General features: G+C 54.1%; 17 protein-coding genes. 8 read left to right on the top strand and 9 right to left on the bottom strand.

Annotation, left to right across the window (positions count from 1 at the left end):
• Positions 1 to 237 precede the first annotated feature (237 nt).
• Complete coding sequence (locus tag ACP5D4_RS00615) at positions 238 to 537, top strand: hypothetical protein (protein ID WP_428009675.1); 300 nt, start codon at positions 238 to 240, stop codon at positions 535 to 537.
• A gap of 77 nt (positions 538 to 614) precedes the next feature.
• On the opposite strand, the gene ACP5D4_RS00620 is transcribed toward ACP5D4_RS00615, so the two are convergent.
• The 3 genes from ACP5D4_RS00620 to ACP5D4_RS00630 form a co-directional block, all read right to left on the bottom strand.
• Entirely contained in the window at positions 615 to 3,701 is a 3,087-nt protein-coding gene (locus ACP5D4_RS00620; RefSeq protein WP_428009676.1) for a PAS domain S-box protein, read from the bottom strand.
• Between the two features lie 241 nt (positions 3,702 to 3,942).
• Positions 3,943 to 5,028 (bottom strand): ABC transporter ATP-binding protein, encoded by a 1,086-nt coding sequence (locus ACP5D4_RS00625; protein ID WP_428009677.1) that lies wholly within the window; start codon positions 5,026 to 5,028, stop codon positions 3,943 to 3,945.
• A gap of 79 nt (positions 5,029 to 5,107) precedes the next feature.
• Complete coding sequence (locus ACP5D4_RS00630; protein WP_428009678.1) at positions 5,108 to 6,454, bottom strand: MFS transporter; 1,347 nt, start codon at positions 6,452 to 6,454, stop codon at positions 5,108 to 5,110.
• A 196-nt stretch (positions 6,455 to 6,650) separates the two neighbouring features.
• On the opposite strand from ACP5D4_RS00630, the gene ACP5D4_RS00635 reads away from it, so the two are divergent.
• Together ACP5D4_RS00635 and ACP5D4_RS00640 are read left to right on the top strand one after the other, a co-directional pair.
• Positions 6,651 to 6,818, top strand: coding sequence for a hypothetical protein (locus tag ACP5D4_RS00635; RefSeq protein WP_428009679.1), 168 nt, complete (start codon positions 6,651 to 6,653; stop codon positions 6,816 to 6,818).
• Between the two features lie 57 nt (positions 6,819 to 6,875).
• The gene (locus tag ACP5D4_RS00640; RefSeq protein WP_428009680.1) at positions 6,876 to 7,967 is read left to right on the top strand and encodes a DUF3747 domain-containing protein; all 1,092 of its coding nucleotides are present in this window, start codon (positions 6,876 to 6,878) and stop codon (positions 7,965 to 7,967) included.
• A 363-nt stretch (positions 7,968 to 8,330) separates the two neighbouring features.
• On the opposite strand, the gene ACP5D4_RS00645 is transcribed toward ACP5D4_RS00640, so the two are convergent.
• From ACP5D4_RS00645 to ACP5D4_RS00670, 6 genes are all read right to left on the bottom strand, one after another.
• Positions 8,331 to 8,648 carry a DUF2973 domain-containing protein gene (locus ACP5D4_RS00645; RefSeq protein WP_428009681.1) on the bottom strand — a complete coding sequence of 106 codons (318 nt, stop codon included), beginning with the start codon at positions 8,646 to 8,648 and terminating at the stop codon, positions 8,331 to 8,333.
• Between the two features lie 141 nt (positions 8,649 to 8,789).
• A complete protein-coding gene (locus tag ACP5D4_RS00650; RefSeq protein ID WP_428009682.1) occupies positions 8,790 to 9,137 on the bottom strand; it encodes a DUF2605 domain-containing protein in 348 nt (115 codons plus the stop codon).
• Positions 9,138 to 9,256: 119 nt separating this feature from the next.
• Positions 9,257 to 9,418 (bottom strand): hypothetical protein, encoded by a 162-nt coding sequence (locus ACP5D4_RS00655; RefSeq protein WP_428009683.1) that lies wholly within the window; start codon positions 9,416 to 9,418, stop codon positions 9,257 to 9,259.
• Between the two features lie 115 nt (positions 9,419 to 9,533).
• Positions 9,534 to 10,319, bottom strand: a complete 786-nt coding sequence (locus ACP5D4_RS00660) for a creatininase family protein (protein WP_428009684.1) — start codon at positions 10,317 to 10,319, stop codon at positions 9,534 to 9,536.
• Positions 10,316 to 10,696 carry a hypothetical protein gene (locus ACP5D4_RS00665; protein ID WP_428009685.1) on the bottom strand — a complete coding sequence of 127 codons (381 nt, stop codon included), beginning with the start codon at positions 10,694 to 10,696 and terminating at the stop codon, positions 10,316 to 10,318. The genes ACP5D4_RS00660 and ACP5D4_RS00665 overlap by 4 nt, the downstream gene beginning before the upstream one ends.
• 74 nt (positions 10,697 to 10,770) lie before the next feature.
• Complete coding sequence (locus tag ACP5D4_RS00670; protein ID WP_428009749.1) at positions 10,771 to 11,634, bottom strand: cyanophycinase; 864 nt, start codon at positions 11,632 to 11,634, stop codon at positions 10,771 to 10,773.
• Positions 11,635 to 12,095: 461 nt separating this feature from the next.
• Here ACP5D4_RS00670 and trmD point away from each other — a divergent pair, with 461 nt between their 5' ends.
• From trmD to ACP5D4_RS00695, 5 genes are all read left to right on the top strand, one after another.
• Positions 12,096 to 12,815, top strand: a complete 720-nt coding sequence (gene trmD / locus ACP5D4_RS00675) for a tRNA (guanosine(37)-N1)-methyltransferase TrmD (protein WP_428009750.1) — start codon at positions 12,096 to 12,098, stop codon at positions 12,813 to 12,815.
• Between the two features lie 176 nt (positions 12,816 to 12,991).
• Positions 12,992 to 14,362: a DUF1517 domain-containing protein gene (locus ACP5D4_RS00680; protein WP_428009686.1), complete on the top strand. Its 1,371-nt coding sequence runs from the start codon at positions 12,992 to 12,994 to the stop codon at positions 14,360 to 14,362.
• 307 nt (positions 14,363 to 14,669) lie between these two features.
• Positions 14,670 to 15,713, top strand: coding sequence for a fatty acid desaturase (locus tag ACP5D4_RS00685; protein ID WP_428009687.1), 1,044 nt, complete (start codon positions 14,670 to 14,672; stop codon positions 15,711 to 15,713).
• Positions 15,714 to 15,923: 210 nt separating this feature from the next.
• Positions 15,924 to 16,442, top strand: coding sequence for a COP23 domain-containing protein (locus ACP5D4_RS00690; protein WP_428009688.1), 519 nt, complete (start codon positions 15,924 to 15,926; stop codon positions 16,440 to 16,442).
• A 133-nt stretch (positions 16,443 to 16,575) separates the two neighbouring features.
• Complete coding sequence (locus tag ACP5D4_RS00695) at positions 16,576 to 17,583, top strand: S1 family peptidase (protein WP_428009689.1); 1,008 nt, start codon at positions 16,576 to 16,578, stop codon at positions 17,581 to 17,583.
• The last annotated feature ends 47 nt before the right edge of the window (positions 17,584 to 17,630 follow it).

Consider the following 17,630-nt stretch of genomic DNA (forward strand, 5'->3'; position numbering starts at 1 on the left):
CAAACCGTGAGGTCTGGAGAATCGCCGCTCTTTTAAGGCGGCGAGTATGTCAATCAATGCGAACAGTTCGACTTCGACGGTATTACGTTATATTTTTTTAACGACCAGTTCGATCGATTCGATCGCGTCACCTCCACCGCCGTCGCCAAACACTTCCGCAACTATCCCCCCTGCGGTTCGTCTTACCTCGCCAAACCCCTACGGGACGCCATCGACCTCTATTTCAACCGTCGTCGTTTGGGACTCTCCAAACCCAACGGCGAAACCATTTTCGTCCTCACCGGAAGCGTCCCCGAGGATATGGCGGAGGTGAAGAAAACCATCATCGCCGCCGCCAATCAAATCGCCTCGGACGAAGAACTGGCCATTGAAATCGTGCAAATCGGCGAGAATCCTCGTTTGCGAGACCTGCTGCTGAGTCTCGATAACGATTTGCAGAAAATGGGGGCGGCGTTCGATATCTGCGATACCGTTACCCTCGAACAGATCGATCGACAAACCCTCTCGGAAATTTTAATCGCCGCGATCGTCGATTGAATTTTTCATCACAGAGACACAGCGGACACAGAGGTTTTATCGAGCAGTTCGGCGAGTTTCTCTTCGGCGATATTCTCTTAATTTTCAATTTGACAAGTTTGATATTTCGGGATTTCAATGACAAATTCAGTCCCCCACTCGGGATTGGAAAAACACGAGAGTTTTCCGTGGTGTTTATCTACAACGATTTTATAGCTAATTGAAAGCCCTAATCCCGTCCCTTTTCCAACTGGTTTTGTTGTAAAAAATGGGTCGAAAATTTGCTGTTTTACTTTATCGGGAATCCCGCTTCCGTTGTCTTTTATGCGAATTTCAATCCAGTTCTTATTATGTTTTGTCGTAATATGAATTTGACTGGGATTTTCTTGAATCTCAGAATCTCCTCGCTTTTTATCTCGTTCTTCCAAGGCATCTACGGCATTGACAAGGATATTCATAAACACTTGATTCAGTTGTCCGGCATAACATTCTACCAAGGGAATTTCGCCGTAATTCTTAACAATTTCAATCGCCGGATGGTTGGGTTTGTCCTTAATTCGGTTGTGAAGAATCACCAAAGAATTATCGAGACCTTCGTGTAAATCTGCCTCCTTATATTCCGATTCGTCCAAACGAGAGAAATTCCGCAAAGACGCTACGATATCGCGAATTCGCCGCGCTCCTTCTTTCATGGAATCGATGAGTTTCGGGAAATCTTCGATGAGAAAATCTACATCAGCCAGTTCGATTTGTTCTCGGACTTCCTCCGTCGGCTTGGGATAATTTCGTTGATAAACCCGAATCGTTTCCAATAACTCTTCTGAATATTCCTCCGCGTGAACGATATTGCCGAAAATGAAATTCACCGGATTGTTAATCTCGTGAGCGACGCCGGCCACCAACTGCCCCAAACTGGACATTTTCTCGCTTTGCACCAGTTGGCTTTGAGTATGTTGGAGTTCTCGCAACGTTGCTTGCAATTCCTCCGCTTTCTGTCGTAACTGGGCTTCAGATTGTCGCAGTTCCGCTTCGGCGTGTTTGCGTTCGGTAATGCTCAATCCTGTACCTCGATACCCCACCAGTCGCCCGTTGTCGTCGAAAATGGGAACGCCGCTGACATCTTCCCAAACCACCTCACCCGTGGGCGTAACACCTCGGTGTTGCAGTTTAAAAGGGGTTCGATTCTCGAGGGCGACGTTGAGAACGGCGCGAACCTTATCGACATCCGCTTCAAACATCACACTAAAGGGAGTGCGTCCGATAAGTTCCGAGGCGCTGTAGCCTTTCACGTCTTTCACGCGATCGGCAAGGAACGTATATAAGCCGTCGGCGTTGATTTCCCAAACGTACTCGCCAGCGGCTTCGGAAACGTCGCGGAATCGCCGTTCGCTTTCTTGTAGGGCTTCTTCGGCGAGTCGTCGATCGGTGATGTTTTGGGCCATTGAGGCTACGCCGACGAAGTGACCGTCAGCATCGACAAGCGGCGCGTTGTACCACTCGCAGATAATGGTTTTGCCGGATTTGGTCAGGTTCTCGTTGGTGCTTCGGATTCCGCCCTGTTGCTGGACGAGTAAATCCATTAAGCCCAATACTGTAGATTTCGCACTCTCGGGAATAATCAGTCCCGCGACGGTGCGGCCGATGGCTTCCTCGGCGGTGTAGCCGAAAATCCTCTCGGCGGCGGGGTTCCAGGCGGTGATTTCTCCGCGATCGTTCCATTCGATGACGGCTAACGGCGTTTGACGCACCATCATCGACAGACGCTGTTGGGATTTGCGAATTTCTGATTCGATGCGCTTGCGTTCGTGAATTTCGGCGTTGAGGGCTTGGTTGGTGGAGGCTAACCGCTGGGTTCGTTCGCGAACTCGTTGTTCGAGGAGTTCGTTGGCTTGTTGGATTTCTCGAAACTTTTGTTGCAGTGTCAGGGACATGGCGCGAAAGTTTCCCACTAGGGCATCGAATTCCCAAATGGAGGTGTGGGGCCAGTGGATGGGAGAGCTGTCGCTGAGTTTGTCGGAGAGTCCTGTACTGACTTCGGCCAGTTTCCCCAGGGGACGGACGATCGATCGACTCAGGAGACTGGCGGACAGGAGGGCGACGGACGCGATGCCCAACATCGCGAGCAAGCTGCGAATATAGGTTTGTTCGAGGCGATCGATAAACGTATCGGCGGGGGCGAGGACGACGATCGTCCAGGGGAGATCGCTGACGAAGGCTCGGCTGTAGTAGATGGATTTCCGCCAGCGGATTATCAGCGGTAAATCTTCACCGGGTAGCCAGTGATAAACCTTTCCATCGATGTGGTGGGTTTCTCCCGATTCACGATCGAACAGTTGGGCGTTGGCGGGATAGCGGACGATGGGTCGATCGACGCGATCGATCAGGAAAAACTGCGTCTCGAAGGGCGTTTGAAACGCCGCCAACATCTGGCGAAAAACGTTCAAGTCCGCGAAACTATTTTCGTGGGCGATCTGAATTTCCGCCGCCAGTTGCGTCGTGATGGCCTCGAGGGTCGATCGAACAGTATTTTCCAATTCTTGTTGAGCCAAGCGACTGTCCACCACCATCAACCCCAACGTCGGTATGATGGCAAAAGTCACGAGCAGGTTAAACAGAGTGTGGCGCAGGGGAAACAACTGCTCTTGACGACCGTGCAACCAACGGGCGATGGGGGTGTGAACCAGCAGTAAGCTGGCGACGAGGGCGTTGAAAATGCCGTTGAGCGCCACCTTGAGCAGAATGAGAATGGTGGATTGTACGGGCAATGCCAACACCTGAAAGTAAAATACCCAGGTCAGGGGCATTCCCACCAACAGCCAATAGAGACCGTCCAGCACTACCGGATGCAAGGTCGATCGCCGCAATCCCCATCCCACGGCAAAGGCTTCTAGGGTAAAGCTAACGACGGCGTAGGGATAACCCCACAGGCGAATCGTGTAAAGGCTGACCAGGAAACCCGCCAGGGTTCCCAATTTTATTCCGTACAGGCTCGCCACCAGCACGACGGCGATACTGCCAAATAAAAAGTCCACTCCAAAAAAGAGCGGCAAATTATAATGATTTCCCGCGTAACCCAAAAGGATGAGTCCGACGAGAACGCACAGGCTTCCCCATCGCAAGTTTACGTTAGAAGCGAGATACGGTCGGGCGTATTCTTTTTCGAGACGTTCGAAGAGATTAGCCATCAAAACAGATCTGCTTCCCCAGCACAACGACACGCTGAGGTATTTCCTTATCCCAGATGTCGGACTCGCTCAGAGTGCCAGATACACTCCGCAATTTTCCGGAGTAAGGGTCTTACCCCCCCAAGGGATGGAATACCCCTTATTAGCATATCATTCGACGCCAAAGCCCCGAAAGCGTGAAGTTACAGATTTTGGATTCTGTAGTTTTACGGAGATGGGCTGGGGAAGCCGCGATCTCTCGTCAGTCGCCGAGTCGATCGCCCGATTCGATATCGAACCAATGGAGGGACTCGAGGGAAAAGGTAAAATCGAGGTCTTCGCTGTCCCATTTACAATCAGCCGGAAGCAGCGATCGCAGGACGATGGCGTTCTCGTCGTCGCCAGTTCCCGCCACCCGGACGCTCAGCAAGTTTTGCATCCCCAAGTTTTCCACCAAAAACACGCGAGCCGATACCTTCAAGTCGTCTTCGGGGGCGGCCAGACGCAAATCCTCCGGACGAACGCCCAAAACGACGTGACGGGGGGTTTCAATTCCAGAAGGGAGGGGAATTTTCGTGTTTCCCAATACTGCTGCTTTGCCCTGACAGCTCAGGGTAATTAAATTCATTTGCGGGCTGCCGACGAATCCGGCGACAAACTGGTTCGCGGGACGGAAGTACAATCGATCGGGAGGATCGAGCTGTTGTACGTCTCCCTCGTAGAGTACCGCCACCTTCGTCGAAAGGGTCATGGCTTCGACTTGGTCGTGGGTGACGTATACCACGGGGGCCTGTTGCTGCTCGAACAGTTGTTTGATTTCGGCCCGCACCCGTTCTCGCAGCAAGGCATCTAAGTTACTGAGGGGTTCGTCGAGGAGAAACACATCTGGCTGACGGACTAAGGCGCGTCCCAAGGCGACTCGTTGGCGTTGTCCCCCGGAAAGCTGTCCGGGTTTGCGGTTCATTAAGTCTTGTTTTAAATCTAAAAAACGACTGGCTTCGCTCACCCGTCGCTGAATTTCCTCAGAGGAGACTTTTCTCAGCCTCAGTGCCGAAGCCATGTTTTCGTAAACGGTCATGTGGGGATAGAGGGCGTAACTTTGAAACACCATCGAGATGTTGCGATCGCCCGGTTTGAGGGCGGTTACGTCTTTTCCTCCAATAAAAATCGAGCCGTGGGTGGGTTCTTCGAGTCCTGCAATCAACCGCAGGGTCGTCGATTTGCCGCAGCCCGAGGGTCCCAACAAGGTCAAAAACTCGCCGTCTTCGACGTTCAAGCTAATATCCTTCACGGGAATGGTGGTTCGGTTGTAGGTTTTATTTAAATTTTCCAGTTTGAGTTTTGCCATCTTTCAAAACCTTGAGAATTGATAATTTCACCTCATCATCTCATCACCTCCTCACCCCATCACCCCATCACCTCCTCGTCTAAGAATTCTCGATCGAAGCCGCTTCGGGGATATCGCTAATTTCTTCAGCATCGCGCACTTGCGGCACGAGAATCGCCCCAATCAGCATTGAGATACCTCCTAAAACCACTGCTAAAAGGCGATCGTTGTGCAGGAAGTGGTTGACGACCCAGCCTAATCCCAAAGATGCGGCGATTTCGGGTAAGACCACGAAGGCGTTGTAAATTCCCATGTAAATGCCGATGCGGTCTTCGGGAAGGGCAGAGGACACCATTGCGTAAGGCAGTGATAACAAACTCGCCCAGGCGATGCCCAAACCGATGACGGAGACGAGAATCAACAGGGGTCGATCGATAAACCACAGGGAAATCAATCCCGTCGCCCCGGCGAACAGACAGAAGGCGTGGGCGATTTTGCGGTTGGTGAGGTTGACGAAGTAGGGAATGACGAAAGAGGCCAAAACGCAAACGGCGTTGAAGACGGCGATACAGACGCCCGCCCATTCGATTCCTTCGGAATACAGTTGGGAGCCTTGTTCGGTGGCGCCGAAGAAGTTGCGGGCGACGGCGGGAGGAAAGTAGAGGAAAAAGCAGTAAATGCCCAGCCAAGAGAAGAATTGTACCCAAGCCAGTTGGCGCATGGTTTCGGGCATTTCGCGAATGGCATCCATCATGTCGTCGAAGTTTTCGCGAAAGCTACTGGCTTCGACTTGTTCGGCTAGGGCTTCGGGGTCTTCGGGGGGATATTCTTCGGTGGTGACGACGGTCCAGAGGATGGTTCCCATGAAGACTGCGGCGCCGACGTAGAAGGAGATTTCGATGTTGGGGGGAATGGCGCGATCGATCGCCACGTTGGCGACGTCGAACAAATGGCTTAACGTCCAAGGTAGCACTGCCGCCACCACTGCCCCGAGTCCGGTCAGCAGGCTTTGGACGACGAAACCGAAGGTTTGTTGGGATTCTGGCAGCAGGTCGGTGACGAGGGCGCGGAACGGCTGCATACTGACGTTATTGGCTGTGTCGAGTATCCACAAACTCCCGGCGGCTATCCAGAGGGTGGAGGAGTTGGGCATAAAAATTAGCGCGATCGAACTGAGGATCGCGCCAACTAGGAAGTACGGTCGTCTGCGTCCGAGTTTTCCCCAGGTTCGATCGCTCATTTGTCCAACGATCGGTTGCACGATCAATCCGGTTAGGGGAGCGGCAAGCCAGAGAATGGGGATTTCGTCGGCTCTCGCGCCTAAATGCTCGAATATCGCGCTCATATTCGTCATTTGCAGCGCCCATCCGAATTGGATGCCGAAAAAGCCGACGCTCATGTTGAAAATTTGGAAAAAACTCAGCTTTTTTTTATCGGTCTGATTCATGAGAATTTCGCATAGTGCTAGGTTCAGTATAGCGATCGACGGGATTCGTTGCAATTTTTATATCGATACAATCCTTGTATAGTAAGAAATTGGCGATTTTTGACGTACTAACATCGTACACAATTCTACCGGAGGAAAATCGCGACTCGCGCTCCTCGAAACGAGAGTCTCGACCCTCGAGGGGTTCCTCGGACGGGTGGGCGAGGGTGACACTGGCGCAACTGACTCCTTATCCGGAAAACCCACTGAAAAGGCGCGATCGAGCGCCAATTCCCACGAACTGGTCAATACCGGGATCGATCGCTCCGCCAACTGTCACTGTCGCCGAGAGACGATCGAACAAGTCGCCGAACTCTGGCTCTAGACCGGATGCGTCCGCCCCACAATCGAGACTGTAAGCCAGTTACGGACGCCATCTGCCATGAAACGCTCGTTCTCAGTTCGCCTCGCCACCGTCGCCGCCGCCACCCTCTCCACCCTCGGAACGTTCTTTCCGCTTCCGGCTCGTGCGACAACTTTCGGACAAACGGAAGTCTCGCAGCGCGATTTCGTCGCGGTGGCGGCCCCTGTGGGAACGACGCGCCATCAACTGGTGGTGATAGAGCAGGTGTCCGACGCCCGACCCTGTTGGAGCGAAAGCGGTTCGGCTCCCGTGCGCGTCGAGCCGCTGCTGTTAAACTTCGACTTTACTGGGATTTGCGGACGCGCCACCGACAGCAACGGCTTTTCTGTTCGAGTCAACGGCCGCGATTTGGGAACGCAATACAGCTTGCGCGTCCTGCGCGAAGACAACGATTTGGTCTTAAAAGCCGTTCCCTTCGGAGGTTCGGGAGGGGCGATTGAAATCGGCCGCACTCACGGCGCTACGTCCGATTTTGCCAAAATTCATCTCAATCCCGGTTGGCGCTTCACCAAACGTAACTATCAAGGACAATCCCTCGGTCATATCTATTTCACCAACGATCGCCCCCTCAGTGCGTTACTCGAGGCGGAGACGACACCCATCGCCACCACTCCCGAACCTATCTCGACATCGGTTCGTGAGGTTCCCACTTCTGAGGTTCCCACTTTTGAGGTTCCCACTTCTGAGGTTCCCACTTCTGAGGTTCCCACTTCCGAAGTCACTGTCAATCCAACCCCTGCGACGCCAGAACCCGTCACCGCTTCGCAACCGTCTCCCTTCGACGAACTGGACGTAGCTGAAGAACACCGCGCCTATTTACGACAAGTTTGGCAGCAATACGAGATCGCCATCGACAACCAACGATACGCGATCGCCACCGCCGAACGCCAACTGTCAGCAGCGATCGAGCGGGGAGCCTCCGAACGCACGATTCGCCGCTATCAACAGAACTTAACTAATGAGGGGTTCACCGGAGCTATAAGTCCCGCGCTCTACCTGAAAGGTGAGCGTCGGGATACATGGACTCCCCTTGAGAAGTCGATTCCCCTCGATGGGGATGAGACAAGCATTTGCATTGGCTATGGCTTGTGGCACACTATAGCGATGTAGCCCAGGGACTCTGGGGAACGGAAACAGCCTGTCAAGTCGAGCGAGCGGATGCCGAACCGAGTTCGGCATCATTCGAGTCGAGCGTCGGTCTGTCGGGGGTCTATGACCTAGATAAGTGGCGTGGGGCAGGAATACCTAACTGCGAGGTTGGGAAGCCCGCGCTGTACCCGTAGGGTCAGCGTCGGGAGGATGTCACACAACCTGCGCGAGGCTTTGCAATGGTTGCAATCTCGCCAACGCTACGCCATCGCCAATTAAAACTTTGAGATCGGGAGGTTTCAGCAAATTTGGCAGAATTCTCGTTAAAAAACCCCGGCATCTCCAAGATGCCGGGGTTTTGAAGTGGCCTCGCAATTTTCGATGTCAAACCAGCGTACTCGGCGGCGGCGTATCCTCGTCGTCGCTGGCGCTAACACCCGGAGAAGATTTATATAAAGCATCGAGTTGTTCGCGAGCGTCTTCGATACCGATCGACTTCATGACTAACAGGGGTTCTTCAATGGTTTGACCGGATTCGTCGAGCAGTTCCGGATGGGTTGGCTGCGGACGCTCCGGCATCGACGCATTGGGCGATCGCATCCGTTGTGAGTCGGCGCTAAAACTGAGTAAGTTGCGAATGAGATTGCCCACGGCAATAAAAGCCAGTAATGTAAAAGCGAGAATGTAAAGTAGCTGTAGCATTGACAAAGCCTCCGATCTAAGTCCTCGATCGAGTTTTAAAAAAAGTTAATATGCAAACGCACTTTGGTTAAGATTCTAACCGAAATTTAGAGCGATCTAAAGCCGCGCCATGGCCGTTTCCTTACAGACAACGGGCGATCGCTAGTCGCGATTCGGTTCGTTCGAGGTCAAAGTTTCCGAACGTTGACTGCGAAAGCGCATCGACACCTGCCAACATTCTGTGAGCAGACGATGCCACGGCATCAACACGGACATATCGACGCCCGCTTTACACCCTGTCGCTTCGATTAACAGTTTGGCGGAGTTAACTTCTTCTTGAGCCGTCGTGACGCGACGCAACAGTTCGGCTTGTTCGTCTTCGTCTAAAAACGGCATCGTTTCCGTTTCCAGTAGCTTGCGGGAGCGATCGAACCAATACTGGAAGTCGTCGAGGAGTGGCTCCAGTACCTTTTTGACCAAGCTCGGCTCGGGAAGATGGGGGCGGTTCATAACTCTAGAACTGTGAACTAGCGAACAGCTTAATCTTAACGCCATTTACATTTGTTTACAAATTCACCGAGAGAGAACCGCCACCACCGGCGTCGCTATCCCTCAAACCGACGATGCCTCTAGGCTTCGCGATCGGGGTCGTAGGACGGATCGTGCAGAATTTCTTCAGCGCGATAAGTATCGATCGAAGCGTCTACCAATTGGCGTACCCCCGGAATCCTTCTCAGAAAGCGGACGAAGCGATTCGAGGAGGTTGGCGCAGAAGAAGAATGAGAAGTCATAACGCACCACCTGTCTGTAAAGTTTGATACAAGTCCCACTCTCATTTTAACGAGTTTGCCCGAAAATTTCTCACGATTTCGATGGCAAAGGTTAGCGAAACCGTCCGACTTTCCCTCAAAGCCGAAACTCGTACACCTCCCGAATCAACTGCGCCCAACCCTCGGCCAAAGATTCGAGAATGCGTTTCCCCTTTTCCTCCGTGGCTGCCGTCGCATCGCCGACAACGCCGCTTTGACTGAGATCTCGCGTCAACCAAGAAAACGTCAACGCCCCTTTCGCCGCCAAGCGACTTCCCGTCGGGGGCGGATATTCCTTCACCAACTCGGACTGTCGCACCAATTCCGGCAAAATCGCCAACATCAAACTCGTCTCAGAATCGCCAGCGTGCATAGCGAGTTGGCGTTCCTCCTGGCTGACGAGGGACTTGTAAACGTCGGAGACGCGCCACGCAAACACAGGAAACACCCAAAAATCCTCATATTTGGCATGAATGTCCGTCGCGGCAATTTCCATCACCTGGGGTTGTCCCCCGTGGGAATTCATCAAAACCAGCTTGCGAAATCCGGCGCCATAGAGACTCTCGGCGATATCGTGCAGCGTCGCCAAGAGCGTTTCCGCAGATAGGCTGATGGTTCCTGGGAAATGTTGGTGTTCGTTGGATTTACCGTAGTGAAGCGGCGGTAAAGCGTAAGCGGGAATCTCAGCTTCGAGGCGTTCGAGAGCTTTTCCCAAAACGGCCACGCCGATGGCACTATCGACGACGAGGGGCAGATGGGGTCCGTGTTGTTCGATCGCCCCGACGGGTTGAACGAGAACGATATCCGGTTTATTGGGCAGGCGATCGATCTCCGTCCAAGTCAAATACGGAAAAAAGCGATGGGGCGGAATCCAAATATTCATCTCATGCTTTCTCCCCGGATTCCTCGCTCTGCCTCTAGAACTTGCAGGCGTGCTTCGATCGCATCGAGACGGCGTTTTTGTTCCACCACCAGCGTCGCCAACCGCTCGAACATGGGATCCTCTGCCAATACCGAAGCAGAGGGCAACCGTTGCGAAGGAATCTCTAACGGTTCTGGGGTGGGGTTGGGGCGAGAGTTCCCCAATCGTGAGAGTTGGCTACTTAACTGACGAACCTGCGATCGCAACTGCCACAAATCCGACTCCAACCGCGACACCCGGGATTCTACGGACGACGCCAGGGCGGGGGCGACAGCGAGCGATATCGCCACCGCCAACAGAAGACCCAATCCCCAGCGTTTCAGTCGTCGTCCGTTCACGAATCGTCCCTAGAAAGCGTTCCTTCTTAGTGGCTGAGTCCAAGCCAACCGAACTTGACCTCACCTTCGAGAGGCTAAGCACTCAGGCGTTGTTCGGGAAAATCCACCGTCCGCGTCCGCATATTGTAGCGATCGCCGTGGGTCAGCACGTGAATGCGAAGGTTGAACAGACTCAACGGATCGCTTGCGCTCACGTTCGGCTCGTTCGTATAGAGAACTTCGCCGGGGTCGATCACCGTCACCGTCCCTTTGCCCATGACCTGAATGATATCGGCACCTTCAAACATGGCGCAGGTATCTTCATCGATACCGATACCCAAGCGATCGGTGTGACAGGCGATGGCACTAATCAACCGTGCCATCCGATTGCGGTTTTGGAAATGTTGATCGACGATGACTTGGGGCAGAATGCCCAAACCCGTGGTCATATCCACCAGCGATCGATTGGGAGACTCGCCGCTTCCGCCCCCGGCGATCATGTGATGTCCCATCACCGCCGCACCCGCACTCGTTCCAGCCAGTACGACTTCGCCCCGTTGTACTTGCAGCAAAATTTTCTCCATCAACGGCGTATCCGCCAACAGCGAACACAGCCGCAGCTGATCGCCACCCGTCATAAAGACCCCGGTACAGCCTTCGAGGTAGTTTTGCCAAATGGGGTCTTCCCCTTGGTAGCGTTCTCGAATATCGAGAATTTGAACGGCTTTGGCGCCCATATCCTCGAAAATATCCCGATAGCGGTTGCCGATGGCCGCCGGTTCTCGGGACGCCGACGGTATAATGGCAATACGAGCGTCTCGTCCACCCGAGCGATTGAAAAACGTCTGTAGGATTTCGCGCCCGTGAACCTTATCTTCCGCGCCGCCGATTACCAAAATGGTGGTTTGAGGGGAATGAGACATCGTCGGTTCGAGAGATTGAGAATCTGTCTGCATCATAGGAGTTTGGGGCGTAAGTTGGACTGAAAGCAACGACGATCGTGAGGGACGTAACGTCGAAACGGCTACGCATCGATCGATGCGAACGCGCTCTGAAATCGCACTGACGTCGATCGCTGGTAGGTCGATCGTGCTGGCGATCGATGGAGAACGAGTCCCAAGCTCAGCCTGCGGCTTCAGCATTCGTTCGCACCACAGACCTCGTGCCACAGACAAACGTTTTCGCGCCGAGCGCCAACCGGTTGCAGGAAGTTCTAACGCTGAGTGACAGCCGAAAACAAGCGACTCGCCGCCAAGTCAACGGTCGCACCTAAGCTTGTCTATCATATCACCTCGCGTTCGTTCTCCTGCACCGTCAGAACCGCCAGACCTCCGAGAGCTTCGGCGATTGCCGTCCCTTCGGTCGCCGTCGAACTGATAAAGTGAAAATACATCCTATCCTCTGTCCGAACCTCAATTCTGTGAGATTTGATATCGTTACGCTATTTCCTGAATTTTTTTCCGGCCCGTTACGAGTCGGACTGCTCGGAAAAGCCCTCGATCGACAGATCGCCGAAGTTCACTGCACCAACCCCCGAGATTTCGCCACAGACAAACATCGACGGGTAGACGACGAACCCTATGGCGGCGGGGTGGGGATGGTCATGAAGCCGGAACCCCTCTTCGCCGCCGTGGAATCGTTACCCGTCCTGCCTCGGCGAGAAGTGGTGTTTCTCTCGCCCCAGGGGGAACCGATGACGCAAACCCTCTTTAAACAGTGGGCGGGCGAAACGGAGCAACTGGTGTTAATTTGCGGGCGCTACGAAGGCATCGACGAACGGGTGATGAACCTGGTAACGCGGGAAGTCTCCTTAGGGGATTTCGTGTTGACGGGTGGGGAAGTTCCGGCGTTGGCGTTAATCGATGGCGTGGTGCGGTTGCTGCCGGGAACCGTCGGGAAAACGGAATCTTTGCAAGCCGATAGTTTTGAAGACGGACTGCTCGATTATCCCCACTACACCCGTCCCCCCGTGTTTCGAGATTACGCCGTGCCGGAGGTGCTGCTCTCGGGAAACCACGCCAAAATCGCCCAATGGCGGCGAGAACAGCAGATCGAACGGACGCGGCAGCGACGACCGGACTTGTTGAGCGATGCTAATCTGGAAGAAACGGACGGCTACGAGCGATCGAATCGATCGTAACGCCGAGGCATAATGGGTTTCTCGCTACGATGTCCGCCCGCTCGATCCCGACGGAATTCAGAACCTTTGCAAACAGAAGGGGGTAACCCGCGAAGGGAAACCGTCGTTCGGATAGCCTTGTCATCGCCAACGTGCCATCGGGTTGCGATGCTTTGACGCTCGACCCAACTCAAACCATGCGTAAATTCAATCTGTTCCTCGCCAGTCTGTTGGCGGTTTTGTTCGTCAACCAGGTTTCCCTTGAGGCGACCAGAAACACCCCGATTCCCCAATTCGGCATCGAAGCCGCCGAAGCCAGACGCAGCGGCGGCCGCAGCGGGGGCGGGTCCTTTTCCCGTCCGAGTCGATCGTCTCCCTCGCGATCGCGCAGTTCTTCCCCCTCGCGATCGCGCAGTAGCGGTAGCAGCAGCGGTAGCAGTAGCGGCAGCAGTACGCGATCGAGTACCCCCAGTCCCCGCAGCACCTCCACACCCGCTCCGAGTAACAGCGGCCGGACGGGGGGTCGCGTTCAGGGGGGGTCGTTCCAACGGACGCCAACGCCAGCCCCCACCTCTACACCGAACGCCATACCGCGATCGACGCCGACCTCGACGCCGGAACCGATTCCCCACAGCGTTCCCGATCGCAGCGCCCCCACCTACCAACACAACAACTACGAACTCGAAATCGAAGTCGAACAGCCCTCGCGGGGCTATTACACCCCTGTCGTCCCCAGCGTTCCCTACAATGGCGGGGGCGATCGCGAGTCCTCCCCCAACCGGGAAGCCGAAACCGATACTGGCGTCGTCACCCCCACCAGCGATCGCCAAACCGACGCCGCCGTTCGCAGCCAAAGCCGTCGGTCGTCGGGGAATTCCTGGGTGAAATTCCTGTTGCTGTTAATCGTCCTCGGCGGAATTGTCTTCGTCGTCTGGTGGTTGATGTCCCGACAAAATTCGGACGCCAGCGGCGACACGCCGGCCGGCGTCGCCCGAGAATTGGACAACGACATCGTAACCGTCACCAAGCTGCAAGTGGCTTTGCTGGCCGAAGCGCGAACCGTGCAAGCGGATTTGACGGATTTGAGTCGAGACGCCGATTTGGACTCCCGAGAAGGGTTGACGCAATTCCTGCAAGAGTGTGCGTTAGCCTTGCTGCGCCAACCGGAATATTGGACCCACGTTCGGGCCAGTTCCGAAACTTTCAAGAGTCGGGAAGCAGCCGAACGAGCCTTTGGAGAACAGTCGATCGCCGAACGCAGCAAATTTAGCGCCGAAACCTTCTCCAACCTGGGCGGCCGCCTCCGAGAACGGGATCTGGAGGTAGACGAAGACGCTGAACCCGCCGAGTACATCGTGGTGACGATGTTAGTGGGAACTGAAGACGACAAACCTCTATTTGAGGGGGTTTATTCCGCTGAAGACCTCAAACAGGCGATGCAGAAACTCGCCGCCGTGACGCCGGACTATCTGCTGGTGTTCGAGTTACTGTGGACGCCGCAAGCGGAAACGGACAGTTTGACAGCTGAGGATCTGTTGACGGAATATTCCGACATGGTTCCGATTTAAAGCAGTCAAGCCAAATCTTCAGAGTCGGGGCGTTTCAGGCGACGCCCCGAGGGGGGCGAGGCGAGTTTTTCCGGTCGATCGAACGCCGACTGAGGGGGATCGATCGAATAGTTTTTCAGCGGGAATCTCTCATATCGATCCCCGAAATATGATATAAAAGGTGAAGTTTTTTGCGCTTCGCTGAAACGACTTCGACAAAGTTCACTGGCTAAAAATTGGGGCGATCGACCTATCGCCGCCAGTGGATTTTTTTTGTCTTAAATTTCGGCGAATTGCAACGACCTAACAACAGTAGAGACAGCTTTTCATGACCGGAGTATTGACGAAACCCGAAGCATCGAAATCGCCAAAACTCGATGATGACGTTCGCATAAAAGACATTTTAAAAACGTTACCGCGAGACGTATTTGAAAAACGCCCAATTAAAGCTTGGACGACGGTTTTCATCGATATCGCCCTCGCCGCAATCGGTTACCTGGGACTGGCGATCGCCCCTTGGTATTTATTACCCGTACTTTGGGTGTTTCAAGGAACCGTTTTAACAGGGTGGTTCGTTCTCGGTCACGATGCCGGACATCGTTCCTTTTCTAACCGAAAATGGGTCAACGACCTCGTCGGTCACGTGATGTTTTTGCCACTAATTTATCCCTTTCACGGCTGGCGAATTCAACATAACTACCATCACAAACACACCAATAAATTAGAAGTCGATAACGCTTGGGACCCTTATCGCCCGGAAGCCTATCAAAACCTCTCAGCCCTCGAACGAGGCATCTACACCGCCGTTCGCGGTCGGTTCTGGTGGGTGGGTTCCATCGGACATTGGCTCGTCCAACACTTTAACTGGAACAACTTTTCCGGCAAACAACGGGAACAAGTTCGCTTTTCAGCCTTGTTCGTCATCGTCGCCGCCTGCATCGGCTTCCCCCTCCTCATCTCCACCACCGGAATTTGGGGATTTGTCAAATTCTGGCTGATGCCCTGGATGGTATATCACTTCTGGATGAGTACCTTTACCCTGGTTCACCACACCCTTCCCGAAATTCAGTTCCAACCCGCCGAAACCTGGAACGAAGCCCAAGCCCAACTCTGCGGAACCGTTCACTGTTCCTATCCCACTTGGGTGGAAGTCCTCTGTCACGACATTAACGTTCACCTCCCCCACCACATTTCCAGCGCCATTCCCTGGTACAACCTGCGTCGCGCCCATCGCGCCTTAAAAGAACATTGGGGAAGCTACACCATCGAACGAGAGTTTTCTTGGTCGTTGATGAAGCAAATTACCGATCGCTGCCACCTGTACGACCCCAACCAGTGTTATCGATCCTTTAGCGAAGTGCGCGATCGATAAATCTTTAAAACAACGGGCAAAATTACCTTAAAAATCTCCAAAACTCCCACGATAGGGAGCTTGGGCGGGTGTCGCCTCCAGAAGACACCCGCCTTCCTGGTGAGATATTGTGGACAAAAGACCCAAGAAACTTGTCCGATTTGGGAGCTTTTTCCATGGCGATCGCGTCATAGCCAATATGACCCGAAGCGAGAGTACGAAGCACGAACGATGAAGAACTTCTATCGATGGGCGATCGCGGGACTCATAGCCGCCCAACTCCCCCTCTTCACCGCGAAACCCAGCGTCGCGCAACCGGCGACTGGCTTTGAATGCCGCACCACCGACGGCGTACACTTTACCGTAGCCCTCGGCCAAAACGGACGCGCCTCCGATCCCATCGTCGTATGGACGAGCGACGCCTTCAGTCAAGCCGGATATCCCCCCGCCCGTCGCTGTCAAGAAGTCACCACACGGCTGAACAACCTCTTAGAAGACAACAACAACAGCCTATCTGGGTTGTATCTAACCGTCGGGCGCGTTAACAGCCAATCGGTCGTTTGCACCGTTAACGGAACCCGTTCCGGTTGTAACACCACCAACGTGCTGTTTACCCTCAGCGGTCCCAACAGTCGCAACCCCGAAGAAGTTCTCTACAGCCTCTCGAGTCGCACCAGCGGCACCAGCATCCAAGAATCTGGCGGAATTCCCTACGTCAACCTCGAACAACTGGTCAACCAGCATTTTTGATAAGGAGATGATGGGATGAGGAGATGATGGGATGAGGAGATAAGGCGTATCTTTATTCTCCCCCTCTCCGGAAGCTCCCCGGCTCCCCAGAAGCTCCCCCTCTAAACCTCCGTACCGCGTCCGCGAACGGAATATGTCCCCATTCGATCGATTTCTCCAATCTGTTCAACGTACCGCCGCTAAGCTTCCGTCGTTGGCCGTAGCTTCTTTAGCGACCGTCTCGCTTTCCGTTCCCTTGACCGCCGCCCAAGCCCTCACAGAAGAACAAATCGATGCGGTGGCCTCCGTGACGACTGTGGTAATCGGTCAAGGATTGCAAGAAGGCGATATCGAAGCCCGTCGCGAGTGGAACCCCGGTTCCGGTGCCATTGTCGCTCGCGATGGCGATACCTATTACGTTTTAACCGCCCTTCACGTCGTCCGAACTCGCGATACAGTTTACGGTATTCGCACCAGCGACGGTAAAGTGCATTTTGTCGATGACGTGAAGACGAAAGAGAATATTCTCACTTTCGGGGAAGAAGTGGGGGAGTTCGGCGAAAGCATTCAAGGTTACGACCTGGCCTTGATTAAGTTCGAGAGCGATCGCGATTATCCCATCGCCGTCATGGGAGACGCTCAAGCCTTAACCCCTGGCGACCCCGTTTATATTTCCGGATGGCCCAACCCCGACGACGCCAGCGCCCGTCGAATGCGGGAAACGGTTTCGGGAACCCTTAACGCCGTCTTTCCCCCTTCGGAAGACGGGGGTTACAGCATCCTTTACGATAACGAAACCCAGCGGGGCATGAGCGGCGGCCCCGTTTTCGACGAAGAGGGAGAACTCATCGGCATTCACGGCCGGGGACGGGCGCAGGACAATATTTACTGTCTCGACCCGCAATTGAGCGCCGATAACAGTTGTGGGATGCAAGCTGCCCATTTCGTCAGCCAGGTTCGACAAAGCGGCTTGTCCCTAGCCTTCCAACCGCCTCCCGTGGAGCCGCAAGTCATTGCGGCGGGGATGTCCAACTTAGACCGCGCCGATACCATCGAAGATATTTATAGTGCGTTTACCTTCGATTTAGAATCGCTGTTACGAGACGAACCGTCGGGGGGCTGTGGCAGTTTGTTGTTGGGCGAACCGTGCGAACCGTTTTAAGCCGTGATATGAATTGAGGTCGAAGCGGTATTGCAGTCGGAGGCGAC

The organism is Baaleninema sp. (assembly GCF_049974805.1).
In the GTDB taxonomy this organism is placed as follows: Bacteria; Cyanobacteriota; Cyanobacteriia; order Cyanobacteriales; family Geitlerinemataceae; genus Baaleninema.

What these genes read in the sequence shown, in the direction of transcription:
- ACP5D4_RS00650 (WP_428009682.1), bottom strand. Translation starts at nt 9,137, where the DNA reads ATGAACCGCCCCCATCTTCCCGAGCCGAGCTTGGTCAAAAAGGTACTG.
- ACP5D4_RS00690 (WP_428009688.1), top strand. Translation starts at nt 15,924, where the DNA reads ATGAAGAACTTCTATCGATGGGCGATCGCGGGACTCATAGCCGCCCAA.
- ACP5D4_RS00660 (WP_428009684.1), bottom strand. Translation starts at nt 10,319, where the DNA reads ATGAATATTTGGATTCCGCCCCATCGCTTTTTTCCGTATTTGACTTGG.
- ACP5D4_RS00655 (WP_428009683.1), bottom strand. Translation starts at nt 9,418, where the DNA reads ATGACTTCTCATTCTTCTTCTGCGCCAACCTCCTCGAATCGCTTCGTC.
- ACP5D4_RS00645 (WP_428009681.1), bottom strand. Translation starts at nt 8,648, where the DNA reads ATGCTACAGCTACTTTACATTCTCGCTTTTACATTACTGGCTTTTATT.
- ACP5D4_RS00670 (WP_428009749.1), bottom strand. Translation starts at nt 11,634, where the DNA reads ATGATGCAGACAGATTCTCAATCTCTCGAACCGACGATGTCTCATTCC.
- ACP5D4_RS00685 (WP_428009687.1), top strand. Translation starts at nt 14,670, where the DNA reads ATGACCGGAGTATTGACGAAACCCGAAGCATCGAAATCGCCAAAACTC.
- ACP5D4_RS00680 (WP_428009686.1), top strand. Translation starts at nt 12,992, where the DNA reads ATGCGTAAATTCAATCTGTTCCTCGCCAGTCTGTTGGCGGTTTTGTTC.
- ACP5D4_RS00695 (WP_428009689.1), top strand. Translation starts at nt 16,576, where the DNA reads ATGTCCCCATTCGATCGATTTCTCCAATCTGTTCAACGTACCGCCGCT.
- ACP5D4_RS00625 (WP_428009677.1), bottom strand. Translation starts at nt 5,028, where the DNA reads ATGGCAAAACTCAAACTGGAAAATTTAAATAAAACCTACAACCGAACC.
- ACP5D4_RS00620 (WP_428009676.1), bottom strand. Translation starts at nt 3,701, where the DNA reads ATGGCTAATCTCTTCGAACGTCTCGAAAAAGAATACGCCCGACCGTAT.
- ACP5D4_RS00630 (WP_428009678.1), bottom strand. Translation starts at nt 6,454, where the DNA reads ATGAATCAGACCGATAAAAAAAAGCTGAGTTTTTTCCAAATTTTCAAC.
- ACP5D4_RS00640 (WP_428009680.1), top strand. Translation starts at nt 6,876, where the DNA reads ATGAAACGCTCGTTCTCAGTTCGCCTCGCCACCGTCGCCGCCGCCACC.